Here is a 23,195-nt window from a genome sequence, read left to right on the forward strand (position 1 = left end):
GGGGAAGCGTTATGAATAAGTTTGTCACGTTTCTTGATAAAAACTTATCTGGACCGATGGCAAGGCTTTCTGAACAGAGGCATTTACAAGCAATCCGTGATGGAGTTATTTCGGCGTTACCATTTATTATCGTAGGGAGTTTCTTTTTAATAGTAGCATTTCCACCATTACCGAAAGATAGTTTCATATCAGTATGGGCATTGAAAAATCAAACAAGTATATTAATACCATATCGGTTAACGATGTTTATTATGTCTTTATATATAGCATTTGGAATAGGATATAATTTAGCAAAAAGTTATAAGCTAGATGCTTTATCAGGAGCACAGCTTGCGGTATGTTCACTGCTATTAACGTTAACCCCTGAATTAATTGATAAAAAAGGATTTATGCTTCCGATGACAAATCTCGGAGGTCATGGATTATTTGTGACGATGATTGTTTCTATTTTATCCGTAGAGATTTTAAGGTTTTGTAAGACGAAAAATGTAATGATTAAAATGCCAGAACAAGTACCGCCATCTGTATCACGTTCATTTGAAGCACTTATACCTGCTGCATTCGTTATTATTATAATGAGTCTAGTAACTGTCGTTTTTAGCATTGATTTACACCATGTTGTTGATAAATTAGCAGCACCATTAGTAAAAGCTGGTGATAGTTACTTCGGTGTAATCATTCCAGTGTTTTTAATTACATTTTTTTGGTCATTCGGAATCCATGGTGTGTCGGTTGTTGGAACTGTTGCTCGGCCATTATGGGAAGTTTACTTAGGGAAAAATGGTGAAGCAGTTGCTAGTGGAGCAGATCAGTTGCCATTCATATCACCAGAACCGTTATATCAATGGTTTATATGGATTGGCGGTTCTGGTGCGACGTTAGGGCTTGTATTAGTTATGATTGTATTTGGTCGATCAAAATATTCGAAAGCATTATCAAGAACTTGTATTGTTCCTGGTATTTTTAATATTAATGAACCTGTTATTTTCGGATTACCGATTGTACTAAATCCAATTTTAATTATCCCGTTTATCATTACACCACTCGTAACAGCAACTGTTGCATACTCAGCAACTGCGATGGGATTTGTAACGCCAACACATATTATGCCGCCGTGGACATTACCAGCTCCAATTGGCGCGTATTTAGCCACAGGTGGGGATTGGCGCGCAGTGGTATTAGTTTTTATAAATATAGCGATATCATTTCTTATTTACCTACCATTCTTTAAAATGTATGACAAAAATATGCTTGAAATTGAAAAGAATGGTGACGGGGAATCTGTTAGTTCTTAAGCTTTATACGGTTATTTTAAGTGATAGACTTTTTGTCTATCACTTCTTTCATATTAAACTGAGAGAAGGTGTAAAGGAATGAATATAAAATTTAGTTATAAAGGTGTATTTATATTATTGTTTGGAGTAATATGTGCAAATTTACTTTTAGTACCTGTATTAAGAATGCTAAATCTATCACAAATGCATAGTATATGGCTCGTTACAAGTATTGCGGCAAGTGTTTTGCTTACGATCGTTGTTTCTTTCATTGATGGCACCTTTGTATCGAAAGTCCAGTTGTTTATTAGATTTATATTGTTTTCTGTAGGTTGTACGTTGTTTACTTACATAATTGTTTTTTAGTGAATAGGGGGCATGCATAGTATGTATATTGCAGGGATAATGTCCGGTACATCGTTAGACGGAATAGATGTAGCGCTCGTTCATATAAAAGGAAACGGTGTAGATTCTAAAGTTGAACTCATTCATTTTACTACTGTTCCATTTTGTAAGGATATAAAAAATGAGATACAGCAGGCTTTATCAATTGATACATCTAATGTTCAATTGATATGCAGTTTGAACTTTAAGCTTGGTTTATGTTTTGCTAATGCTGTAAAGGAAGTTTGTAAAAAGGCTAATTTGTCATTGGAACGATTAGATTTAATAGGTTCTCACGGACAAACGATTTATCATCAGCCAAAGCAAGAAGGCAATTTTATTTCTTCGACATTACAAATTGGAGAACCAGCCGTTATAGCATATGAAACGGAAACAACAGTAATCTCTAATTTTCGAACGATGGATATGGCAGCAGGAGGACAAGGCGCACCACTTGTACCATATTCAGAGATTATTTTATACCAGCATCAAACTAAAAATAGGATACTGCAAAATATTGGTGGAATTGGTAATGTTACAGTCATTCCAAGTAAACGAAGTAATAAAAGTGTTATTGCTTTTGATACTGGTCCAGGAAATATGGTAATTGATGAAGTGTGTCAAAGATTATTCCATTTACCATATGATCAAAATGGTGAAATTGCAAAACAGGGAGTAGTTGTAGATGAAATATTAACATACTGTATGAACCATCCATTCTTAAAAATGAAACCACCCAAATCAACAGGTAGAGAACAATTTGGAAAAGAGTTTGTGAGTGAATTATTAAAGCGATTTGAAAAATATAGTAAAGAAAGTATATTGACGACTGTCACGATGTTTACAGCAAGTTCAATTGTCCAGCATTATAAGGAGTTTATTTTTCCATTGTATGAAATTGATGAGGTAGTTCTAGGTGGAGGCGGAAGCTATAATGACACACTTGTCGAAATGATACAGAATAAATTAAGAGAAAAAAGATGCAGAATATGTATTCAAGAAGATATTGGGTATTCTTCAGCGGCGAAAGAAGCAATCGCATTTGCAGTTTTAGCAAACGAAACGTACCATCGTAATCCGAGTAATGTGCCGAGTGCTACAGGTGCTAAGGAACCGGTTGTTTTAGGGAATGTAACTTTCCCTACGAATAGAAGATGAAAGTGGGACAAGTAAATGAAGTATATGATTGGAGTAGATGGTGGGGGGACGAAGACAGAAGCAATTGCATTTGATCAAGACGGAAATGAGCTTGCGAGAGGTACGAGTGGATTTGGAAATATAGTAATAAATTATGAGAATGCACTCACACATATTATAGATGCGATTAATCAATGTTGGGAACGTTTAATAAATGAGCATTGCGTTTGTATTTGTTTAGGATTAGCAGGTATAAGTGGAGCAAATACAAATGAATTAACAATACGTTTAAAAAAGAAGTACGGAACACAAATTGCAGTTTTTAATGACGCAATGATTGCACATGCAGCTGCTTTAAAAGGGAAGGAAGGAATTTTAACAATTGGCGGTACAGGTGCGATTTGCCTAGGAAAGAAAGGGACAGTATACGAGTATAGCGGTGGATGGGGACATATTTTAGGGGATGAAGGAAGCGGATATTGGATTGCATTACAAGCTTTAAAGAAAATGGCATTACAATTCGATCAAGGAGTTAGCCTTTGTCCATTAAGCTTGAATATTCAAAGGCAGTTTCAACTTTTGACACCGTCTCATATAAAAAGCCTAGTATATACTTCTTCAAAAGATAAAGTTGCAGCAATCGCACCATTAGTTATTCAGGAAGCGAGAAATGGGAATGAGGGTGCACATGAAATTATGATGCAAGCTGGTAAGGAATTAGCGAGAATTACAGTAGATGTTTATAATAAGATGCGATGTAAGTTTTTAACTCCAATTGCAGTAAGTGGTAGCATATTACGTTTAGTTCCTGAAATATATGATGTATTTAAGAAGTGCTGTGAGGAAAGGATTGAAGAACTTACATTTGTATCACAATCAGAAATGGCAGTGAAAGGAACATATTATTTAATGAAGGATTTATATTTTAAAGTGTAAATAGGTAAATGAGAATTTTTGTATGATTTGAAAAAATATGGTGTTAAAATGTACAAAGGGATGTAGATTGAAAAATGTACAATATACGTAGTAATTGAATAGTGTATATGTATTCCCATGTAGAAAGTGAATGATTACATGATTAATAGTATGCAGTTTTTGTATTTGATAGCTTCTTATTTATTTGGTAACATCTTGACCGCTTATATAGTAACAAAGTTGAGACATAATGTTGATATTAGGGATGAAGGAAGCGGAAATCCTGGCGCAAGAAATATGGGGCGTGTATATGGAAAATGGTATTTCGTCGCTACATTTTTAGGTGATGCGATTAAAGGTGCAATTGTAGTTTGTATAGCAAAATATCTTTTTGAAGATGCTACATTCGTAATGTTAACATTATTGACCGTTATTATTGGACATATTTACCCAATGTTGTTTAAAGGTAAGGGCGGAAAGGGCATTTCGACATTTATCGGAGGACTCATCGCATTTGATTATTTGATAGCGCTTACCCTCATAGGTATTTTTATTGTTTTTTATTTAATATTTAAAGGATTTACAAAGCCAGGGTTAATTACAATCGCTTGTTTACCAATTTGTATGGTTTTTTATTCTTACTCTATTGGTACGACTATATTAAGTGTACTTATTATTGTTCTTATTTTATATGTAAATCGAGAATAAAGTGAACCTTTTATCCCGCTATTTGCCGGGCAGTAAGACCCCCACCTCAAAATTCAGCGGAAGCAAAGAAGTTAGGTGGGGGTCGGGCTGCCCGTAAAAGCCCGATTGGTGAAGGCTAATAATCAGTGGGGGATGAACAAAACCCCCACTGATTAAAGTTTCACTTTATAAGTGGGGGTATCTCCACTTATAATTTTTATGAATTAAACAACGAGCAATAAGTAGAAAGAAAGGGGATAGGACATGGGGATAATTTATAAAATTGCTGATCAAGCTTGGGAATTTGAAAGTATACATAAATTGAACTATAAAACATTTGTAGAAGAAATTCCGCAACATGAAGAAACGGAGGAACGTTTTCGTATAGATCGATTTCATGAAGAAAATACATATTTAATTTGTTTAGACGGTGAGAAGTTAGTAGGTATGGTCGCGGTAAGAGGAAAACGCCCATTCTCATTACATAATAAAATCTCAAATTTAGATGTATATTTAAACAAACATGGTGAAAACGTATATGAAATTCGTTTGCTTTCAGTAGAACGTGAATATAGAAATGGTAGAGCGTTGTTAGGATTAATTCGCTTTTTACATCGTTATTTGCTTCTAAATGGATATGAATTGGCACTCATTTCAGCTACAACACGTGAGCTGCCTTTATATGAGCAAATGGGGTTCAAATCTTTCCATACGTTAGTTGGAACAGAAGAAGCAGCTTTTCAGCCAATGTATGTTACACCTACTATGTTCGAAGAATCGAGTGTTGGAGGTATTATGACGAAAGAATTTACGTTTTTACCTGGTCCAGTAGACATGGAAGAGAATGTTCAAAAGGCGTTTTCTACTAAGCCTATTTCGCATCGTTCTAAGTCATTTCAAGTGACAATGGACAATGTAAAGAAACGATTACTTCAAATGACAAAAGCAAAACATGTACAAATTATGTTAGGAACAGGGACGTTAGCGAATGATGCGATTGCTTTACAGATACGTTCTTTAAAAGGTAAAGGGTTAGTTTTAGCGAATGGAGAGTTTGGTAATAGATTAATTGAGCAGGCAAAACGAGCACATTTAAATTTTGATACGTATAAAAAACAAATGGGAGAGCCGTTTAAACAAATCGAATTAGAAAAAATAATTGTAAGTGGAAATTATGAATGGCTTTGGTTTGTTCATCATGAAACATCAACTGGAATGTTAAATAATTTGGACGAGCTAAATGTTTTTTGTAAAAAATATCATATGAAACTATGTGTAGATTGTATTAGTTCAATTGGAGCAATACCGATAGATTTGAAGGATGTATATTTTGCAAGTGGCGTTAGCGGGAAAGCGATTAAATCATTTACAGGATTATCTTTCGTTTTTCATAATCACAATATAGAGAAAAACGAAGCAATACCTGCGTATATGGACATTGGTATGTATGAAATGAATGACAGTATTCCATATTCTCATTCATGGAATTTAATTTACGCACTGCAAGAAGCATTGAAGAAATTTGGGGATGAAACGGCGTTTGTAAAAATAAAAGAGACATATGCTTATATGGAAGAAGCTATTACTAATATGGGGTTAAAGCTTGTTTCACCTAAAGAGCACACCGCGCAAATTATACTCACCATTCAGTTAAATGAAGGGAATACTTCTAAAGCAGTAGGCGATGCATTAGCATTGCAAGGATACATTGTTCATTATGAGTCATCTTATTTGCAAAAAAATAATTGGATCCAAATTGCATGTTTAAATCATTATAAAGAACGTGATAGGAAGAGGATGTTGAATTGTTTGCAGGTGTGTGTTACAGAAAGTCCTTTTAGCGTAAATAATTATTTATAAATTTTATAAAGTTATAATTTACACTTGCTAAGCGAATAGAAGTACATGTATTGACAACAGTTTAAAAGAGAGCGAAAGCCCTCTTTTAAACTTACTTAAATGGACTACTCACAGATTGGAATACCGAGAACTCTCAAAGCTAGTGCTACTTGAAGAGTAATTTCCAATCTAGCAATTTCGATGCCAGCAACTGTGAGTACTAAAAAAGGTTGGCCGTTAACGAACACAATACAACTTTCCATATATACGCCTCCTTTCTAGTAATCTACTACAGTATATGAATAAAACTATAATACGTTATAGTCGAATTTATGAATTTTATGAAAAATAATAGATTTAACCTATGTTCACGAAATAAATGGGCTCATAGTGTCAATCATATAATAAAAAGCATCTAAAATAAGATGCTTTTTATTATATGTACGTTTTCAGCGTGACAATAAATAAAGCGAATCAATGATCAATAGAGAGGGAAATATATTGATAAATATTTGTATGAGGTAAACTAAGAAGGTTTTAGAAAAACAAAAAGGAATTTTTATACTTGTAACATAAAAATTCTAGGGGGATGTTAATATGGAAAAAACTATGATGGTAGAAACAACAAACATGATGATGTCTATGGAAAAAATGATGTGTGAAATGAAGTGTATGAAAATGATGATGAATAACATGATGCAAATGGATGTAGAAATGGATAAGGCAATGATGGTAAAAATGAACGAATGTGATGAAATGATGAAGACAACTATGTCTATGATGAAAGCGATGAAAGAGAAATGTTGTTGAAGTAACAAAGTATAGCGTAAAATGATGCGGATTTTGCAAATTTGAATTAGAAAAGAGCCTGTATTAGTTGGTACATTAAAATAGGCTCTTTTTAAAGATTGTTCAAAAATAAATTGATTTGTTAAAAAAGAACTAAAAGATTATTTTAGTTCTTTTTTCTGTTTTAACACTGTTCAAATCATTGGATTAAAAGCTATAGATGATGGATAAGTAGTGAACAAAGACAAGCGAGAGCCTATCTTTCTTCGTTAAATGTGTGCCGAAGTAAACAATGACTCCATTTTAATTTTACTCTTTTCACGAATTTCAGCGTCTGCATGCCTCATAACGTATTTATGCGCTACAGCAATTGCTAAAACATCATCTAATAAGCCAATCCCGATAATAGCAGCTATATCTGGAATGAAATCGATTGTTAATACGTAATAGGATAAAGCAGCTAATATTATGAGTTTTGCTTTAGTAGGTAACGTTTTCTTTTTCATTGTGTAAAATAAAATAATACTTTCATATACGCTGGATTTTCCAAGGTTTGCGGAGCTTTTTTTGAATTTTTTCCAAAGCGTCTGTTTCTCCATATAAACACTCCTTTTACAAAAACATATATTTTTTAAAAGGATGGACAAAGAAGTGAGGGAATAATCAATTTTATTTTTGTTTCTTAATTTATAATTCCATAAGAATAGGAAATTACCTGTTCAAAATAATATAATGTTTATGATGCAACGACCTACAGTGTTTCATTACATAGTATGGATAATAAAATTTATGTAGTCAAAAATGGTGAGGTTGCTGATATTGTAAGAAAGGCTATTTTCCATGGGCATGGATTTGATCCGGTTCATTGTTTAGGAGAAGAGAACGGCAATACTTATAGGTTAGCTTTAGAATTGGGTGACATTATGTACTATAATCTCTATCACGGCTCATGAGGTGGAATATACGTTAGATGACATCGCTCAAATGAATATATCTAAATTAGCAATAAGATACCCAGACGGATTTAATCGAGAAGCTTGTCGGAAATCTGTTGATGGGAAGTGAGACCAAGTTTGAATTTTGTACAGAAACTAAAGAAGCCCATACTTCAATTCGTGATATGTATAGTAAAATGTATGTGGATGATGCAGTTATTATTAAACATTTAATAAACGGTATGGGGGAAGGGAAATGAAGATAATAGAATTACCAATTGAATTTGAATGTAACGGGCGAAAACAATGGATTTATCCGAGCTTAATTATATTAAACAATGAATTAACTTTAGTAGATACAGGTTATAAAAATTTTTTACCTTTAATTGAAAATGAAATTTTAAAACATGGATATGAGATGAAAAACTTAAAAAATATAATTATTACTCATTATGATGATGATCATATAGGGTCTTTATACGATTTCAAAGTGAAATATCCTCAACTTCATGTTATTGCTAGTGAAATAGAATCCAACTACATTAATGGTGAAATAAAATCAGAGAGACTAGTTCAAGCTGAAGAAATGTTAGAACATATGCCAATTGAAGAGAAAGAATTTGGTGAATGGTTTATACAACAGTTAAAAAATATAAGACATATTTCTGTCGATGAAAAAGTATATGATGGTCAAATGATTTTGAATGATAAATGTCAAATAGTAGCGACGCCAGGACATACTTCGGGGCATATTTCATTATATTTTCCGGACTTAGACTGTGTAATTACAGGGGATGCGGCCGTTCAAGATAATAATGAATTAGTAATAGCTAATCCAAATTTTTGCTTAGATATAGAAAAAGCGGAAGAATCTTTAAAGAGAATTAAAAACCTTAAAGCAGCAAGTTATTATTGCTATCATGGAGGAAAACTCATTATATAAAATATATAAAAAAACCGATCTTTCTTATATTGAAAAGATCGGTTTTTTAATTCATAGATTCCGCAATTCTTATTAAATCAATAACATTGTATTTTCTTTTTATGTATAGTTTGTTACCAAGGGCGATTTTATATTGAAAACCGTCCTTCTGAAAGATAAGTTCGTATGCTAAATCAAAATGAGGATTATATACTGCCTTTATATTATGTTTTAAAATGTAAAATTTAGTGCCCTTATGTACATATTGATCTAATTTATGTTGAACTGGTGAAACAGTGATTTTAAAAATCCCATTACTATCTTTATTGTAGTATCGTAGTTCTAAGTAATCGTTATAGATGTACCCTTGAAATTCATGAATTTCGAACGGGAATTTTGTAGGAGTAAGTATATGCTCCTTACACTTCATTTCATATTTTTTTACAATAGTAGCTTCTTTCATTAGAGGATTAGTTCCATCATAAATTTGATTAATTTGAGATATTTTATTGTTTTTTGTTATTATTTCTAAAATGTAACCGATAGTAAATTCATCATCAGTGTCTTTGAAATAGGAAATAAGAATTGTAGTATCCTCTTTTGGAGATGGTATTATTTTAATTTCATGAATAGGTTTTTCCTTTTGGAATGTAGGTAGTTCAATCCCTTCTGTTACATATGACCGCATTAATTTTTTATCATTTTGGAGTAAAGCTTGTTTAAATTCACTTATCACATTTGTTTGAGATTTTGCCATAATAATTGAGGTCGATTGAAAATATAGTAAGAACAATATACAAAATATCTTTATGAATGTATTGGTCAATTTTATCACCTTGTAACTATGTTTCCTTAACATTGAAATATATATGTATAGGAGGGGAAAAGATGAGTTTATTGCTTGATGTAATAATGGCTATAATTACATTTTATCCTCGAAATGATATGAAATTAAAACATCATATTGCAAAGTTAAGTGAATTCGAGTGGTTTCGAAAGCTACACGAAGATACAAAGTATACAAGACTAATTTGGAGTAATAGAAAAATTAAAAAGTTCATTTTGTCTACTACTAACATGAAAGCATTAATAAATTCCGAGAAAAAACAAAAAAAATTAGTTCATCTAGTACATGATGAGTATAAAAAAAGAAGATAAGAATTTTTTTATTTTTCATATTTGGCGAAACAAATGGTACAATAAAAGCTAATGTGAAAAATAAGGAAAAGAAGTGGTCTATTTGAAAAACTTTTTAGAATTAGGAATTAGTGAAACTTTTAATCATACATTACGTGAAAATGGAATTACGGAAGCAACACCAATTCAGGAAAAAGCAATTCCTGTTATTATGTCAGGTAAAGATATTATTGGGCAGGCGAAAACAGGAACGGGTAAAACGTTAGCATTCGTGTTACCGATTTTAGAAAAAATCGATACAGAGTCTAGTGATGTTCAGGCTTTAATTGTTGCACCAACAAGGGAACTAGCCCTGCAAATTACAACTGAAATTAAAAAAATGCTTGTTCAAAGAGAAGATATTAATGTACTAGCGATTTATGGTGGGCAAGATGTAGCACAACAATTGAGAAAATTAAAAGGTAATACACATATTGTTGTAGCAACACCAGGACGATTATTAGATCATATACGACGTGAAACAATTGATCTAAGTAATCTTTCAACGATCGTACTAGATGAAGCGGATCAAATGCTTTATTTCGGTTTCTTATATGATATTGAAGATATTTTAGATGAGACACCTGGTAGCAAACAAACGATGCTATTCTCAGCAACGATGCCAAAAGATATTAAAAAATTGGCGAAACGTTATATGGATGAGCCGCAAATGATTCAAGTACAAAGTGAAGAAGTAACGGTAGATACAATTGAACAGCGTGTCATTGAGACGACAGATCGTGCAAAGCCAGATGCACTTCGTTTTGTTATGGATCGTGATCAGCCATTTTTAGCAGTTATTTTCTGTCGTACAAAGGTTAGAGCAAGTAAGCTTTATGATAATTTAAAAGGACTAGGTTATAATTGTGCTGAACTTCATGGTGATATACCTCAAGCGAAACGTGAAAGAGTCATGAAGAGTTTCCGCGAAGCTAAAATTCAGTACTTAATCGCAACGGATGTAGCAGCTCGTGGACTTGATGTAGATGGTGTAACGCACGTATTTAACTATGATATCCCTGAAGATGTAGAAAGTTACATTCACCGCATTGGCCGAACAGGACGTGCAGGTGGATCAGGTCTTGCAATTACGTTCGTTGCAGCGAAAGATGAAAAACATTTAGAAGAAATTGAAAAAACGCTTGGTGCACCAATACAAAGAGAAATAATCGAACAACCGAAGATAAAACGTGTAGATGAAAATGGAAAACCGGTACCAAAGCCGGCTCCGAAGAAACCAGGTCAAAATCGTCAAAGAGATAGCCGCGAAGGTTCAAGACGTGATTCGAGAAATGAAAATAATCGATCATTTAATAAGCCAAGCAATAAGAAAAGTAGTACAAATCAAGGTCAGAAAAGACGTGGGCGTTAAAATATGAAGTGGTAATTGGGATGAAGAGATATATTGTTTGTTAATAGAGAAATCGATATATAATAAAAAAATCCTGATACAATTATGAATGCAGAAGGAGTCACAAAAATTTGTGGCTCTTTTTGTATTTTAAGATTAGGTTGGTATGCATTTGCTCAATGAGAGTAAAGTTGATAATTTCATTTACCGTATTTAAAGTGAATTGAAAAATAAAGAAAGAATAAAATGTGGAGTTTTATTTGTCTGAATGTTCAGGAGGTTATATAATGATTTTCTGACTATTAAAATATGGAGGAGTGCAAATGAAAAATGAAACGTTACATACACAAGAAGACATTTTAAAAATGCTTGATTCATTATTAAGACCTGCAGAACCATTTTGGAATGAATTTTATGCCAATAGAGAAAAGGATGTTCCGTTTTTTGAAAATATTCCAGATGAGAATCTAGTTTCGTATATACAAAAAGAGAGAGTTTCAAAAGGGAAAGTATTAGAACTTGGATGTGGTCCAGGTAGAAATGCCATTTATTTAGCGACTCAAGGATTTGATGTAACAGCAGTGGATTTATCTGCAGAAGGCATTAATTGGGCTAAAGAGAGGGCATTAGAAAAAGGAATAGAAATTCATTTTATTTGTAATTCAATTTTTAAGTTAGAGGTTCAAAACGAATTTGATTTTGTATACGATTCGGGTTGTTTGCATCACATTCCACCGCATAGAAGAATAAATTATGTGGATTTAATTAAAAACTCATTAAAATCGGGTGGTTATTTCGGATTAACATGTTTTGCGGCAGGTGATTTGGATGAACGAAATGGATCAGAAATAACAGATTGGGACGTATATAGAGGTTGGAGTTTACAAGGTGGTCTTGCATATTCTGAAGAAAAATTGAGAGAGATATTTAAAGAGTTTGAAGTAATTGAAATTAGGAAGATGAAACAAATGAAACAACCGAATGATATGTTTGGGGAATCATTTCTTTGGACAGCATTGTTTAAGAAGAAATGAAAATTAGATAATTGACAAATTCATCGTTTTTATAGACAATACATTTATAAGAATGTACGTTCGGTTTTGTTGGCCGATATATGTTTTGCATAAATACATAACAAGGGGCTGTCTCTATATGAGTAACACAAATCAAAAAATTACTACATTTTTAATGTTTGAAGGAAAAGCTGAAGAAGCGATGAATTTTTACACATCCCTATTTGATCAATCAGAAATTGTAAGTATTTCTCGCTACGATGAAAATGGACCTGGTAAAGAGGGAACTGTAATTCATGCAACTTTTACGCTAAATGGCCAAGAGTTTATGTGTATTGATAGTTATGTAAATCATAATTTTACATTCACTCCAGCTATGTCTCTTTATGTAACTTGTGAGACAGAAGAAGAAATTGAAACGGTCTTTCATAAACTAGCGCAGGATGGAGCAATTCTTATGCCTTTAGGTGCCTATCCATTTAGTAAAAAGTTTGGTTGGTTAAATGATAAGTATGGTGTGTCTTGGCAGTTAACGCTTGCTGGATAAAAAAGAAGCATCACTTATTTGTATAATGTGTTCAGTTAAGAGTTTGAAAAATTAAATAACTTTAAAAAGCGTTCCAACTGTCAACAGGTTTGGAACGCCTTTTTTGTTGGTATATCATTTTTGGGGAATTGTTAATTAATATCGTTTATTTTAAATGAATTGAATAGTTGTCTAATTTCATGTTTATTTAGAATGTTTTTATATTTACGGTCGATTATTTGTTAAGATAAATATATACTAAGTATTTACTATCTGGTAGGTTAATAAAAAAAGGAATGTATAAATAGTTAATAATCTTACAATTAAATTGCAACTAGGTAGTTAGGAGGAAAAATCGCAATGGATACTACACAACAAAACAGTAATGCATGGGATAAGAAGGTGGAAGAAGGTTCTAGATACACGCAGCCTGTAAGTAGCGAGGTTATTGAGAAAAGCACATCAGGTGAATGGGAGATTACAGTCACTACGGAAAAATCAGTTCCTAGAGAGTGGTTTCCAAAGTCATTAGATGGATTAAAGATACTTTGCTTAGCATCAGGTGGCGGACAACAAGCACCAGTTCTAGCTGCTGCTGGAGCAGATGTAACAGTTACTGATATATCTAAGAAGCAATTAGAACAAGATGAAAAGGTAGCAAAACGGGATGGTTTGACTTTGAAAACAGTACAAGGAGATATGTCAGACCTTGGTGATTTTGAGGATGAATATTTTGATATTGTTATAAATCCTGTTTCTAATTTGTTTATAAAAAATGTTCATCTTGTATGGAATGAAGTTTCTAGGGTTTTAAAGAATAAAGGTATTCTTATTGCTGGATTTACAAATCCGTTACTATGGATTTTTGATGATAACCAAGAACAAAAAGGTATTCTTGATGTTAAACATTCAATTCCTTCATCAACATTGGATTATTTACCAGAGGATGAAGTTCAAGATTACATCGATTCAAATCAAACAATAGAATATGCGCATACTTTAGAAGACCAAATCCAAGGCCAAATTGAAGCTGGTTTTGTTATAACAGGTTTTTACGAGGATGATTTTGGTGGAACAAGGATATTAGATAAGCATATTAAAACATTTATTGCCACTAAAGCTATAAAGTTAAAGATTGATTAAAAATTTTAGCTTGTTACACAGGGTGTTAGTCGAAGAAGGGGTTTATAAATAGTAAAAGTTCAATATATGTCAAAAAGGATGGCACTTACCATCCTTTTTGACATATATTTTGAGTGGCAAAACAAGTTTTACAACTTTTAGCTGAACCCGTTATGATTTATAGCGATGCTTTTTCTTTTTAAGAATTTTGGCTGCCGAATCTTTTTCCAAGTTTAGCTAATAATTCAGGTTGATCCCCTTGGCTCATTACAACTTCAATAAAGGTAAGTCGATTCATATTAAAACTTATTTTATTTAAGACTTCTGCTAACTCTATTTCATCTTTTACTTTAAATGTGAGACTTTTTTCTTCTGATCCGAATACATTTGGCAGTTTATTATAATCCCACATTTGTATGTCATTATATGGTTGGTCTCGTCCATGAATCGCTCGTTCAACAGTATATCCGTTGTTATTAATTAAAAATATGATTGGTTTTAAATTATGACGTAACATAGTGGATAATTCTTGAACAGTTAACTGGAAAGAACCATCACCAATAATTAAAATGTTACGCCGTGTTACATTAGCGAGTTGTGTTCCTAATAGAGCGGGAAGTGTATATCCGATAGATCCCCATAACGGTTGTCCTACAAATGAAGCGTTATTAGGTAAAGGGATAGCGGCACTACCGAAGTATGGTGTTCCTTGCTCTGCAATTAAGACGTCGTTTTCTTGTAAGAAGTGATACAATTGTTGCCAAAAACGTTGTTGTGTAACGATTTGTGCTTTTGGATTGAACTCTTTAGTAATAGATGATGATTCTGAAATAAACGACTTAACTTCCAGTGTTTCTTCATTACGATGCTCGATTGAATCACTTAAATGTTGTAGTACATCTTTCATTACAACCGGTCCGTATTTTTTATCTATAATTTTCACAGTATAGGGATGGATTTCAATAACTTGTTCTTTCGTAAAACCTTGTGTAAAGCCACCGGTAATAGTATCAGTTAATTTCACACCGATACTAATGATACAGTCAGATTCATCAACTCTTTTTCGCAAGTATGGAGGACTAACATCGCCAGTGTAAATTCCTATAAATTGAGGATGTTTTTCTCGGAATATGCCCTTTCCCATACTTAGTGATGCGATAGGGAAGCCAGTTTTTTCTACGAATTGATGTAAATCTTCTTCAGCATAAAAACGATTCACTTCAAAATCAGCTAATATAACCGGTTTTTTGGCGTTATTTATTTTTGAAATAGCATGTAGAAGCATTTTTTCTAATGCGCCTTTATTAATTACTATGGGATGATTTAAGATTGATTCCGTAGGTTTATTAATTGGTTTATTATATACATCGATCGGTAAATTAATATGAACTGGACGTTTTTCATTCCAACATGTACGTAATACACGGTCAATTTCATCAGCGGCATGCTCAGGGGTTAAATTTGTTTGTGCTACCGTAATTTCTCGATACATATTGGAAAAGTGATCGAACTTTCCATCACCTAATGTATGATGAACGAGTTCTCCATTCTCCATTACATTTGTTGTTGGTGTACCGGTGATTTTTATAACTGGTACGTTTTCGGCATACGAGCCGGCAATGCCGTTTATGGCGCTCAATTCCCCGACACCAAAAGTGGTAATAAGAGCAGCGACGCCTTTTATGCGAGCATATCCATCTGCTGCATATGCCGCATTTAATTCATTACAGTTACCAATCCATTCTAAATTTTCATGTGCAATCACATCATCTAAAAAGGCAAGATTATAATCACCAGGAACACCAAATATATGCTCAATTCCTAATTCATGTAATCGATCTAATAAATATGTACTTACAGTGTATTGCGTTTTCAAGAGAATCATCTCCTAATTATTTTAGTTCGTGTAATGAATGCTTCAATGGATTACAGAAGTTCAAGTGCGTTGATTAAAATATTCATTACTGGATTGTGGTATAATTTACATACAGGGGGAAAGTAGATGACACGACATAAAGAAGAACAGATGAATGAGGCATTGGCATTATTTTATTTTGCATATAAAACATTTACTGAAAAGCCAGATGAAATTATAAAAGAGTATGGTATACAACGAGTACATCACCGAATTTTATTTTTTATCGCACGTTTTCCAGGGATAAGTGTAAATGAGTTACTATCGCTATTAGAAATAAGTAAACAAGCTCTTCACGGACCACTGCGTCAACTTGTGGAAAAAGGACTAATTGAAAGTAATGAAGCTACTCATGATCGTCGAGTAAAACAATTATCCTTAACAGAAGAAGGTACAGATTTAGAGAAAAAACTAAGTGATGTTCAAAGAAAGCAAATGGGTGCTATTTTTTCAAAATTTGGTGAATCATGTGAAGAGAATTGGCATCAAGTTATGAACGAAATGGCAAATAGCCGTTCAGGTCATGATGCATGGATATCGAAAAGAGAAATTCCAGTTGATCAAAAATAATGAGAAATAGGCCTTTCTTTATAGTTTGAAAAAGAAAGAATTTTATCCATGCATTTGGCAACTATGGGTAAATCATAGAGTGAATGGATAAAAAAATGCATTACTAGATACTTTATACGTGTACGCGATGGAACAATAAAATTCACATTTCCGAGAGGGGAATTATAATGATAAAACTTGTACTTATTCGTCACGGACAAAGTTTATGGAACCTTGAAAATCGCTTTACTGGATGGACGGATGTAGATCTATCAGAGAATGGATTAAGTGAAGCAAGAGAAGCAGGAGCAATATTAAAGGAAAACGGTTATACTTTCGATGTTGCTTACACATCGGTATTAAAACGAGCAATCCGGACTGTATGGATTGTTCTGCATGAAATGGATCTTACTTGGGTGCCTATACATAAATCATGGAAACTAAATGAAAGGCATTATGGAGCGCTACAAGGATTGAATAAAGAAGAAACTGCAAAAAAATACGGTGAAGAACAAGTTCATATTTGGAGAAGAAGTGTCAATGTAAGACCACCGGCTCTTACTGAAGAAGATCCTAGATATGAAGCGAACGATCCGAGATACAAAACGCTCAAAAAAGGTGAATTTCCATTGACGGAATGTTTAGAGGATACGGAGAAGAGAGTGCTGGAGTATTGGCATTCAGAAATTGCATCATCATTAAAAAGTGGTGAGAAAGTAATTATTTCATCACATGGTAATACAATTCGATCGCTAGTGAAATACTTAGACAACCTTTCAAATGATGGTGTGGTTTCATTAAATATTCCAACTAGCATTCCGCTCGTTTATGAATTAGACGAAAATTTACGTCCGATTCGCCATTATTACTTAAGTATGGATGGAGAAGTACCTGAAGGGGAAATTCCGAAACATATTTCTTTTTAACATGAAAATTTGAAATGCATGCTTGTCTACATATACAATGTAGACTCATGATAAAAGACGTGGCCTCCTTCTAATGTATATGCGATGTAGCTAAATTTAGAAGCTTGTCCACGTCTTTTGTCATAAAGAGAACTACTTGCGCATGTAATGATATCGTGAGTAGTTTTTGAATGGAGGGTGATGTAATTGACGATCTCTAACATTCGAATTGGCTTATTTATTTTAGCAATCGTTTTTGTAGTTCTTGTTTTCTTTTATTGGAGAAATGAAGAGTTATATGAAGAGAAAAAGCAGCGAATTCGAAAAACTTGGTATGGATTATTCATAACATCAGTCACAGTTTATTTCATGATTAAAGGAATCGATTTAACCCTCTGGAAAAACTTATTAATGTTCACTGCGATGGTCATTTTTGTTGATATTTCATTTATTTTAACACCTAATATTTCCGAAATATGGGGAGCGAAATTTAGCGATATCGGTAAAACTGTTCAATCCATAAAGCGGTCATTAATCGCTTCAAAAGCAAGAGGAGAAATATATACGAACATTATCCAAAATATTAATCCAGCAGCATTTGGGACGATGGAATGGCATACGGAAGAGGAATATACAAAAAGCTTAAACGCATTTTTAGATTCATACGGGGAAAAAATTGGAGCGAAAATCGTTGTATTTGAAGCAGCGAATGAATTAAATACGGGCTTTCGTGGTATTCGTTCTCAATTTAGTATTACAATACCTATAGAGCATATAGAGCAATTGAATGAACAAAAAGCAGTGCAAGTAGAAAACGTGGGAATTATACCAGCAAAAATAATGAATGATGTTTTTATCGTGATTGATGGGAAGAAGAATAGCCTGCAGGATCGAGATTTTGAAAATGTCTATAATTTAACAATACATCATAGTTATTTTAGTAAGTAGGACAGAATTGTTTTTCTGTCCTTTTCTTCTATACATAAATTCAAAACAAAATTCGACAAAGTTGAATAAAATGGGACAATCATTCCTACACTAGCACGTAGAGGTGATTGTAGTGATAAAAGATTATGACAATGATTTTTTCAAAGAAGAAAATGAAGATACAACAGATTTCTCTTTAATCAAAGGAGATACGTTGCAGCAAGTAGAAAAGTTAGAAGAAGAATTAAAAAGAAAATGATTCGTGTACACTCTGTCTTTATTTGCTATATAATATAAATAGAAGATTGTATCTTTTTGAAAAGGGGGAGAAGAGATGGCTGAAATAAATGTACAAAAGTCTTCGTTTTTTAAAGAAAAAAAAGAAGAATCAAATACAGATTTCTCTCTTGTGAAAGGTGCATTAACGGAAAATATAAATCGGTTAGAAAAACTTATGAATAATAGCAGTTCAAAATATATACGAGTACAAAAAACAAAAGAAAATGCATAGAGCATTTTCTTTTGTTTTTTATTCCGTTATTTTCCGATTAGTTTCAAATTAGTTAACATTTAATTTTTCTTTTACTTTTCCAGGTAAATCTACTTTTTGAATTTCTACGTAGGACTTCATTTCAATAGATGATATTTCATTTTTATCTGTATCATCTTGATATACATAAAGGCGTAAAAACGCATTATCATTTCATTTATGGTCGTTTTCTTTTTTGTACTTCTAAATGTAATTTGTTTTTTTACTCCGTCTTCATCATATGCGGGTCACGTATAGTTCCGTAAGCTTCTGCCTTCTACTTTTTCGATAGCGCCTTCACCTTTTATCTGTACGTAATATACATCCTTACCAATTCTATTTAGTGATGCTCTCTCACATCCAATAGTAATGCTTGAAAATAATAAACATAGTGTCATAACAGCAAAAAGCTTTTTCATATTATTTATCTCCTTCAATTTGTTTCTTTAAAAAGTATACAACTATTGTTAAATTAGAAAAATCGATATAGATTACAACATTCTAATAATGATGTAAGAGTATAAGGTATAGAGCGCAGAAGGATTAAATTGAACTGTTCATAATAAATTTTTAATACGTTTAAAGAAAGGTAAAATAATGAATCATGGTATAATGATAAAAGACTTACATACTATTTTTTCATTTTGAGAGGAGCTTGAAAAATGTATTCTACTTTAGAAAAATTAACAAAGCACCCTGTATTTTATCATTTTGCAGAAATTTCAAAGATTCCTAGAGGATCAGGTAATGAAAAGGAAATTAGTGATTATTTAGTGGGCTTTGCAAAAGAGCGTAACTTAGAAGTGATTCAAGATGAAGCATTAAACGTCATTATTAAAAAAGACGCAACTGCTGGCTATGAGAGTGTACCAGCTATTATCATTCAAGGTCACATGGATATGGTTTGTGAAAAAAATCAAGCAACAGTACATGATTTTGAAAAAGATCCAATTGAGTTACGAATTATTGGAGACATGCTATATGCGAATCAAACAACTTTAGGTGCTGATAACGGTATTGCTGTTGCATATGCATTAGCTTTATTAGATTCAAAAGATATTCCGCATCCAGCACTTGAAGTAGTAATCACTACTGAAGAAGAAACGACAATGGGCGGAGCTTTTGCTGTTGATGCAGACCATTTTGATGGAAAGATTTTTATAAATATTGATTCTGAAGAAGATCATAAATTACTTGTAAGTAGCGCAGGTGGTGCGAAAGCAGTTGAAACAATTCCAGTAATTTGGGATGAGGCACCAGTTGATATGGATACATACCGTCTATATGTTGGTGGACTTAAGGGCGGACATTCTGGTATGGAAATTGATAAACAACGTGGGAATGCGAACAAAGTACTAGGACGAGTTTTACGTGATTTATCAATAAATATTCAATTTGATATAAGTGAGGCTCATGGCGGATTAAAAACGAATGCAATTCCACGTGAAAGTATAGCTACAATTTTATTACGTCAAGAAGATGTAGAGAAAGTTGAAGAAAAGTTAAAATCATGGACACGAGTATTACAAGAAGAAATGCGTGCTGTTGATCCAGATGTTCATGTTACACTTACAAAATTAGATGAGAAAGTAGAAAAAGTAGAAAAAGTATTTGCTAAAGAAACACAAAAACAGCTTATTTCATCATTATTCTTAATTCCAAATGGCATTCAAAGTATGAGCATGGATATTAAAGGACTTGTAGAAAGTTCAACAAATTTAGGAGTTATTGAAACGCTGCAAGATGAAATTAAATTGCGAAACGAAGTAAGAAGTTCTGTAAGTAGTTTAAAACGACATATTGCCGATGAAATTAAATATATTGCTGAATTAGTTGGAGCAACATTTGAATTAGAGTCAGAATATCCGGAGTGGCCATACAATCCAAACTCACAAATTCGTAATTTGTTTGAAAAAGTACATCAAGAAAAATACAATAAAAATGTTGAAATCTTTGCTGTACATGCAGGGATTGAATGCAGTGTATTCGTTCAAAAGATGCCTGAATTAGATGCAATTTCATTCGGGCCAGATATATTCAACGTTCACACTCCAGATGAGCATATTAGTATTTCTTCTGTTGTGAACAACTGGGGATTCTTCGTTGATGTAATGCAGGGAACGAAAGAATTAGCTAAGTAATAACGATAAAATGAAAAGTAGCCTATAAAAATTTATAGGCTACTTTTTTGTATTGGAATTTATCCCGCTATTTGCCGGGCAGTTGATTCCCCACCTCAACATTCAGCGAGAGCAAAGAAGTTAGGTGGGGAATCAACTGCCCATAAAAGCCCGATTGGTTTAACTAATAATCAGTGGGGGATGAATAAAACCCCCACTAATTAAAGTTTCACTTTATGAGAAGTCTTTTTTCGTTAGTATGTAATATTAAGCTTGAACAATTAATAAGGATGAATTGTTGATGTTTTTTAGTACTTATGAAGGGGTGGAGAAATGAAGGGAAGAAAGCAATGTATTGTTTGTATGTTTTTATTGTTCTTCACAATTAGTTTCACTGGTGTTCACAAAGTAATAGCAGAAGAAGTTGAATTTTCAGGAACAACTGCTCCATTGAATGTAAATGTTAGAGAAGAAAAAAGTTTGAATGCAAATATTTTAGATGTGATTCCCGGAAATACAAAAGTATCTTTTAAAGGATGGGAGTATGGTGAAGCGGTTAAAGATTACTGGACAGGAAATTTAGATAATCGTTGGTTTTATTATTTTAAAGATGGGAAAAAAGTATATGTAACGTCAGCTTATATTAATGGAAATCCTCCAAATACATCAACAGATCGTAAATTATCTGTTCCTAACATATTACAAGAAAGATCAAATTGGTGTTGGGCGGGCACTTCGGTTTCAGTTTTAAATTATTTTGGGAAAACTCCTTCACAAGACCAGTATGTTAGATATGTCAAAGGTGGATCATATAATAATCCTGCAACTTCACGTGAAATACAATATGGATTATCGGGATATGGTGTTAGCTCAGCTATAAGTTCTGGAGCAAAATCGTATGATTGGTTCAAAAATCAAATTAATAGTAATCAACCGATGATTGCACTCATTATGTGGCAAAATGGAGCTAACATCGGACACTTTCTAGTACTTGATGGATTCTATAAAGGTACAAATGGAACAGACTATATAACTTACATGGACCCTTGGTATGGTGATCATTATAATCATAATTTCAGTATGTTCCATAACAATAATAATTTTTGGTGGAATGAAACTGTTTATAATATCCGTGCAAACTAATAATATTAAAAGTGTGGGGGTTCATGAATGGGAAAACTACTTAAGCTTGTGATACCATGCATTTGTTTAATGACTGTTATTATTTTCGCTAGTAAAATTAGTTATGCATCAAAAAATAAAAGTGAACCAGTACAATCGATTGCATTAAAAGATTATCAATATAGTAAGAGTAGTTCTTCTGAAAATGTAAGTTTTGAAAAAATAACAACCTCTTCATTTTCGTTACCAATCTATGAAACAATTTCAGCACAGCAAATTTTAAATAGCTCTGAATTTAAGCATATACTATTACCAACAAATGAAAAGCTGTGGTTTATTATGAAGGGTGAGCAGCCAGAAGGACTAATAGTTGCGAATGATGCTGAACCGATTCGAATGGGTGGAGAAAATAGAAGTAAAGATTTATATGAGTTATATAAAGCAATAACAAATAATACAAATGAATCAAAAAATCTTAGTTATTTTGAATTTGAAGGGCAAGGAATATTGATAGTAAATCAAAATAATGACCAAGAAATATACCTTAGTAAGGGGGCTGCTGCTATATTAAAACTTCCTGCTGGTCAAAAAATAGTAAGCAGTGAAGTAATACAGAAAATGAAAGAGAGAATCGTAACTGCTTTTGAATAGTTAATTATAAACTGAATAAATATATACGTATGTAATATGAAATTTCATGTACTGTATTAGTTTTAGAAATGAATACATTCATAAAAAATACAGTAGACGGAGCAGAAAAGATAACAAGTGAAAAAAAGCGCGAGATGTTATAGGGGTCAATGGTGATTATAGTAGGAATTGTTGATTCTTATTTGTTATTTATATGAGGTTGAACATGGAACAGGCAAAAGGCAAAAGGATTGATGTTAGAGGTATAAACATAATAGTGCATATAAAAAGGTTAGAGAAGCTAATTCTCCAACCTTTTTATATGCATTCCAAAGTTTTTATAAATGGTGGAGTTACACATGCTCATCAAGTTAACATTTCATACCACCCCCGGAGTGGATTTTTTGCATTTTGCGCAGAAAGATATT

25 protein-coding genes and 2 pseudogenes are annotated in these 23,195 nt (G+C 32.8%); 22 read left to right on the plus strand and 5 right to left on the minus strand.

The genetic code is table 11. The features are described 5' to 3' along the window. Positions 1 to 11: 11 nt before the first annotated feature. The 6 genes from JDS81_RS21195 to JDS81_RS21220 all read left to right on the plus strand — a co-directional run bounded on the left by JDS81_RS21195 (position 12) and on the right by JDS81_RS21220 (position 6,257). A complete protein-coding gene (locus JDS81_RS21195) occupies positions 12 to 1,295 on the plus strand; it encodes a PTS sugar transporter subunit IIC (RefSeq protein WP_097954118.1) in 1,284 nt (427 codons plus the stop codon). A 78-nt stretch (positions 1,296 to 1,373) separates the two neighbouring features. Further along, positions 1,374 to 1,640 carry a hypothetical protein gene (locus tag JDS81_RS21200; protein ID WP_001021950.1) on the plus strand — a complete coding sequence of 89 codons (267 nt, stop codon included), beginning with the start codon at positions 1,374 to 1,376 and terminating at the stop codon, positions 1,638 to 1,640. Positions 1,641 to 1,661: 21 nt separating this feature from the next. Beyond that, entirely contained in the window at positions 1,662 to 2,816 is a 1,155-nt protein-coding gene (anmK, locus tag JDS81_RS21205) for an anhydro-N-acetylmuramic acid kinase AnmK (RefSeq protein WP_097954117.1), read from the plus strand. Positions 2,817 to 2,831: 15 nt separating this feature from the next. Then, positions 2,832 to 3,731 (plus strand): BadF/BadG/BcrA/BcrD ATPase family protein, encoded by a 900-nt coding sequence (locus tag JDS81_RS21210; RefSeq protein WP_097954116.1) that lies wholly within the window; start codon positions 2,832 to 2,834, stop codon positions 3,729 to 3,731. 138 nt (positions 3,732 to 3,869) lie between these two features. After that, on the plus strand, positions 3,870 to 4,418 hold the full coding sequence (plsY, locus tag JDS81_RS21215; protein ID WP_097954115.1) for a glycerol-3-phosphate 1-O-acyltransferase PlsY: 549 nt from the start codon (positions 3,870 to 3,872) through the stop codon (positions 4,416 to 4,418). A 243-nt stretch (positions 4,419 to 4,661) separates the two neighbouring features. After that, positions 4,662 to 6,257, plus strand: a complete 1,596-nt coding sequence (locus JDS81_RS21220) for an aminotransferase class V-fold PLP-dependent enzyme (protein ID WP_097954114.1) — start codon at positions 4,662 to 4,664, stop codon at positions 6,255 to 6,257. A 104-nt stretch (positions 6,258 to 6,361) separates the two neighbouring features. Here JDS81_RS21220 and JDS81_RS21225 read toward each other — a convergent pair whose 3' ends face one another. Next, positions 6,362 to 6,499 carry a DUF3956 domain-containing protein gene (locus JDS81_RS21225; RefSeq protein ID WP_000443202.1) on the minus strand — a complete coding sequence of 46 codons (138 nt, stop codon included), beginning with the start codon at positions 6,497 to 6,499 and terminating at the stop codon, positions 6,362 to 6,364. A 334-nt stretch (positions 6,500 to 6,833) separates the two neighbouring features. On the opposite strand from JDS81_RS21225, the gene JDS81_RS21230 reads away from it, so the two are divergent. Further along, positions 6,834 to 7,046 carry a hypothetical protein gene (locus JDS81_RS21230; protein WP_000416118.1) on the plus strand — a complete coding sequence of 71 codons (213 nt, stop codon included), beginning with the start codon at positions 6,834 to 6,836 and terminating at the stop codon, positions 7,044 to 7,046. A gap of 248 nt (positions 7,047 to 7,294) precedes the next feature. On the opposite strand, the gene JDS81_RS21235 is transcribed toward JDS81_RS21230, so the two are convergent. Further along, positions 7,295 to 7,624, minus strand: a complete 330-nt coding sequence (locus JDS81_RS21235) for a YkvA family protein (RefSeq protein WP_000415068.1) — start codon at positions 7,622 to 7,624, stop codon at positions 7,295 to 7,297. A 204-nt stretch (positions 7,625 to 7,828) separates the two neighbouring features. Here JDS81_RS21235 and JDS81_RS30505 point away from each other — a divergent pair. Together JDS81_RS30505 and JDS81_RS21240 are read left to right on the plus strand one after the other, a co-directional pair. Next, positions 7,829 to 8,090 (plus strand): annotated as a pseudogene (locus JDS81_RS30505) (MazG nucleotide pyrophosphohydrolase domain-containing protein); the annotation flags it as partial. Positions 8,091 to 8,216: 126 nt separating this feature from the next. After that, the gene (locus JDS81_RS21240; protein ID WP_097954113.1) at positions 8,217 to 8,903 is read left to right on the plus strand and encodes an MBL fold metallo-hydrolase; all 687 of its coding nucleotides are present in this window, start codon (positions 8,217 to 8,219) and stop codon (positions 8,901 to 8,903) included. 46 nt (positions 8,904 to 8,949) lie between these two features. Here JDS81_RS21240 and JDS81_RS21245 read toward each other — a convergent pair whose 3' ends face one another. Next, the gene (locus JDS81_RS21245; protein WP_085450781.1) at positions 8,950 to 9,741 is read right to left on the minus strand and encodes a hypothetical protein; all 792 of its coding nucleotides are present in this window, start codon (positions 9,739 to 9,741) and stop codon (positions 8,950 to 8,952) included. Between the two features lie 29 nt (positions 9,742 to 9,770). On the opposite strand from JDS81_RS21245, the gene JDS81_RS21250 reads away from it, so the two are divergent. From JDS81_RS21250 to JDS81_RS21270, 5 genes are all read left to right on the plus strand, one after another. Next, positions 9,771 to 10,040, plus strand: a complete 270-nt coding sequence (locus JDS81_RS21250) for a hypothetical protein (RefSeq protein WP_000054888.1) — start codon at positions 9,771 to 9,773, stop codon at positions 10,038 to 10,040. A 73-nt stretch (positions 10,041 to 10,113) separates the two neighbouring features. Then, entirely contained in the window at positions 10,114 to 11,430 is a 1,317-nt protein-coding gene (locus JDS81_RS21255; protein ID WP_097954112.1) for a DEAD/DEAH box helicase, read from the plus strand. 302 nt (positions 11,431 to 11,732) lie between these two features. After that, positions 11,733 to 12,443: a class I SAM-dependent methyltransferase gene (locus tag JDS81_RS21260; protein ID WP_097954111.1), complete on the plus strand. Its 711-nt coding sequence runs from the start codon at positions 11,733 to 11,735 to the stop codon at positions 12,441 to 12,443. Between the two features lie 118 nt (positions 12,444 to 12,561). After that, complete coding sequence (locus tag JDS81_RS21265; RefSeq protein ID WP_097954110.1) at positions 12,562 to 12,969, plus strand: VOC family protein; 408 nt, start codon at positions 12,562 to 12,564, stop codon at positions 12,967 to 12,969. A 339-nt stretch (positions 12,970 to 13,308) separates the two neighbouring features. Next, positions 13,309 to 14,091 (plus strand): class I SAM-dependent methyltransferase, encoded by a 783-nt coding sequence (locus JDS81_RS21270; RefSeq protein ID WP_097954109.1) that lies wholly within the window; start codon positions 13,309 to 13,311, stop codon positions 14,089 to 14,091. 178 nt (positions 14,092 to 14,269) lie between these two features. Here the strand turns inward: JDS81_RS21270 and JDS81_RS21275 are convergent, their stop codons facing one another. Continuing rightward, entirely contained in the window at positions 14,270 to 15,946 is a 1,677-nt protein-coding gene (locus JDS81_RS21275) for an alpha-keto acid decarboxylase family protein (RefSeq protein WP_142316331.1), read from the minus strand. 126 nt (positions 15,947 to 16,072) lie between these two features. Between JDS81_RS21275 and JDS81_RS21280 the strand changes: the two genes are divergently transcribed. The 5 genes from JDS81_RS21280 (at position 16,073) to spoIISB (ending at position 18,877) form a co-directional block, all read left to right on the plus strand. Next, on the plus strand, positions 16,073 to 16,555 hold the full coding sequence (locus JDS81_RS21280; RefSeq protein WP_000196695.1) for a MarR family winged helix-turn-helix transcriptional regulator: 483 nt from the start codon (positions 16,073 to 16,075) through the stop codon (positions 16,553 to 16,555). A gap of 167 nt (positions 16,556 to 16,722) precedes the next feature. After that, a complete protein-coding gene (gpmA, locus tag JDS81_RS21285; RefSeq protein WP_097954107.1) occupies positions 16,723 to 17,460 on the plus strand; it encodes a 2,3-diphosphoglycerate-dependent phosphoglycerate mutase in 738 nt (245 codons plus the stop codon). Between the two features lie 186 nt (positions 17,461 to 17,646). Next, a complete protein-coding gene (locus JDS81_RS21290) occupies positions 17,647 to 18,387 on the plus strand; it encodes a type II toxin-antitoxin system SpoIISA family toxin (RefSeq protein ID WP_000155915.1) in 741 nt (246 codons plus the stop codon). Positions 18,388 to 18,499: 112 nt separating this feature from the next. After that, a complete protein-coding gene (locus tag JDS81_RS21295) occupies positions 18,500 to 18,625 on the plus strand; it encodes a hypothetical protein (protein WP_000588713.1) in 126 nt (41 codons plus the stop codon). Between the two features lie 75 nt (positions 18,626 to 18,700). After that, positions 18,701 to 18,877: a stage II sporulation protein SB gene (gene spoIISB, locus JDS81_RS21300; RefSeq protein ID WP_000808012.1), complete on the plus strand. Its 177-nt coding sequence runs from the start codon at positions 18,701 to 18,703 to the stop codon at positions 18,875 to 18,877. A 48-nt stretch (positions 18,878 to 18,925) separates the two neighbouring features. On the opposite strand, the pseudogene JDS81_RS21305 reads toward spoIISB, so the two are convergent. Then, positions 18,926 to 19,314: pseudogene (locus JDS81_RS21305) on the minus strand (YxeA family protein). Positions 19,315 to 19,557: 243 nt separating this feature from the next. Between JDS81_RS21305 and pepD the strand changes: the two are divergent. The 3 genes from pepD to JDS81_RS21320 all read left to right on the plus strand — a co-directional run bounded on the left by pepD (position 19,558) and on the right by JDS81_RS21320 (position 22,788). After that, positions 19,558 to 21,036, plus strand: coding sequence for a beta-Ala-His dipeptidase (pepD, locus tag JDS81_RS21310; protein WP_097954106.1), 1,479 nt, complete (start codon positions 19,558 to 19,560; stop codon positions 21,034 to 21,036). A gap of 312 nt (positions 21,037 to 21,348) precedes the next feature. Next, positions 21,349 to 22,158: a papain-like cysteine protease family protein gene (locus JDS81_RS21315; RefSeq protein ID WP_097954105.1), complete on the plus strand. Its 810-nt coding sequence runs from the start codon at positions 21,349 to 21,351 to the stop codon at positions 22,156 to 22,158. A gap of 27 nt (positions 22,159 to 22,185) precedes the next feature. Next, positions 22,186 to 22,788, plus strand: coding sequence for a hypothetical protein (locus tag JDS81_RS21320; RefSeq protein ID WP_097954104.1), 603 nt, complete (start codon positions 22,186 to 22,188; stop codon positions 22,786 to 22,788). Positions 22,789 to 23,195 lie beyond the last annotated feature (407 nt).

Origin of the sequence: Bacillus cereus group sp. N31, assembly GCF_016483245.1 — a bacterium.
Taxonomy (GTDB): domain Bacteria; phylum Bacillota; class Bacilli; order Bacillales; family Bacillaceae_G; genus Bacillus_A; species Bacillus_A toyonensis.

Coding starts and splice junctions, on each gene's coding strand:
- JDS81_RS21195 (WP_097954118.1), top strand. CDS start 12: ATGAATAAGTTTGTCACGTTTCTTGATAAAAACTTATCTGGACCGATG.
- JDS81_RS21200 (WP_001021950.1), top strand. CDS start 1,374: ATGAATATAAAATTTAGTTATAAAGGTGTATTTATATTATTGTTTGGA.
- anmK (WP_097954117.1), top strand. CDS start 1,662: ATGTATATTGCAGGGATAATGTCCGGTACATCGTTAGACGGAATAGAT.
- JDS81_RS21210 (WP_097954116.1), top strand. CDS start 2,832: ATGAAGTATATGATTGGAGTAGATGGTGGGGGGACGAAGACAGAAGCA.
- plsY (WP_097954115.1), top strand. CDS start 3,870: ATGATTAATAGTATGCAGTTTTTGTATTTGATAGCTTCTTATTTATTT.
- JDS81_RS21220 (WP_097954114.1), top strand. CDS start 4,662: ATGGGGATAATTTATAAAATTGCTGATCAAGCTTGGGAATTTGAAAGT.
- JDS81_RS21225 (WP_000443202.1), bottom strand. CDS start 6,499: ATGGAAAGTTGTATTGTGTTCGTTAACGGCCAACCTTTTTTAGTACTC.
- JDS81_RS21230 (WP_000416118.1), top strand. CDS start 6,834: ATGGAAAAAACTATGATGGTAGAAACAACAAACATGATGATGTCTATG.
- JDS81_RS21235 (WP_000415068.1), bottom strand. CDS start 7,624: ATGGAGAAACAGACGCTTTGGAAAAAATTCAAAAAAAGCTCCGCAAAC.
- JDS81_RS21240 (WP_097954113.1), top strand. CDS start 8,217: ATGAAGATAATAGAATTACCAATTGAATTTGAATGTAACGGGCGAAAA.
- JDS81_RS21245 (WP_085450781.1), bottom strand. CDS start 9,741: ATGTTAAGGAAACATAGTTACAAGGTGATAAAATTGACCAATACATTC.
- JDS81_RS21250 (WP_000054888.1), top strand. CDS start 9,771: ATGAGTTTATTGCTTGATGTAATAATGGCTATAATTACATTTTATCCT.
- JDS81_RS21260 (WP_097954111.1), top strand. CDS start 11,733: ATGAAAAATGAAACGTTACATACACAAGAAGACATTTTAAAAATGCTT.
- JDS81_RS21265 (WP_097954110.1), top strand. CDS start 12,562: ATGAGTAACACAAATCAAAAAATTACTACATTTTTAATGTTTGAAGGA.
- JDS81_RS21270 (WP_097954109.1), top strand. CDS start 13,309: ATGGATACTACACAACAAAACAGTAATGCATGGGATAAGAAGGTGGAA.
- JDS81_RS21280 (WP_000196695.1), top strand. CDS start 16,073: ATGACACGACATAAAGAAGAACAGATGAATGAGGCATTGGCATTATTT.
- gpmA (WP_097954107.1), top strand. CDS start 16,723: ATGATAAAACTTGTACTTATTCGTCACGGACAAAGTTTATGGAACCTT.
- spoIISB (WP_000808012.1), top strand. CDS start 18,701: ATGGCTGAAATAAATGTACAAAAGTCTTCGTTTTTTAAAGAAAAAAAA.
- pepD (WP_097954106.1), top strand. CDS start 19,558: ATGTATTCTACTTTAGAAAAATTAACAAAGCACCCTGTATTTTATCAT.
- JDS81_RS21315 (WP_097954105.1), top strand. CDS start 21,349: ATGAAGGGAAGAAAGCAATGTATTGTTTGTATGTTTTTATTGTTCTTC.
- JDS81_RS21320 (WP_097954104.1), top strand. CDS start 22,186: ATGGGAAAACTACTTAAGCTTGTGATACCATGCATTTGTTTAATGACT.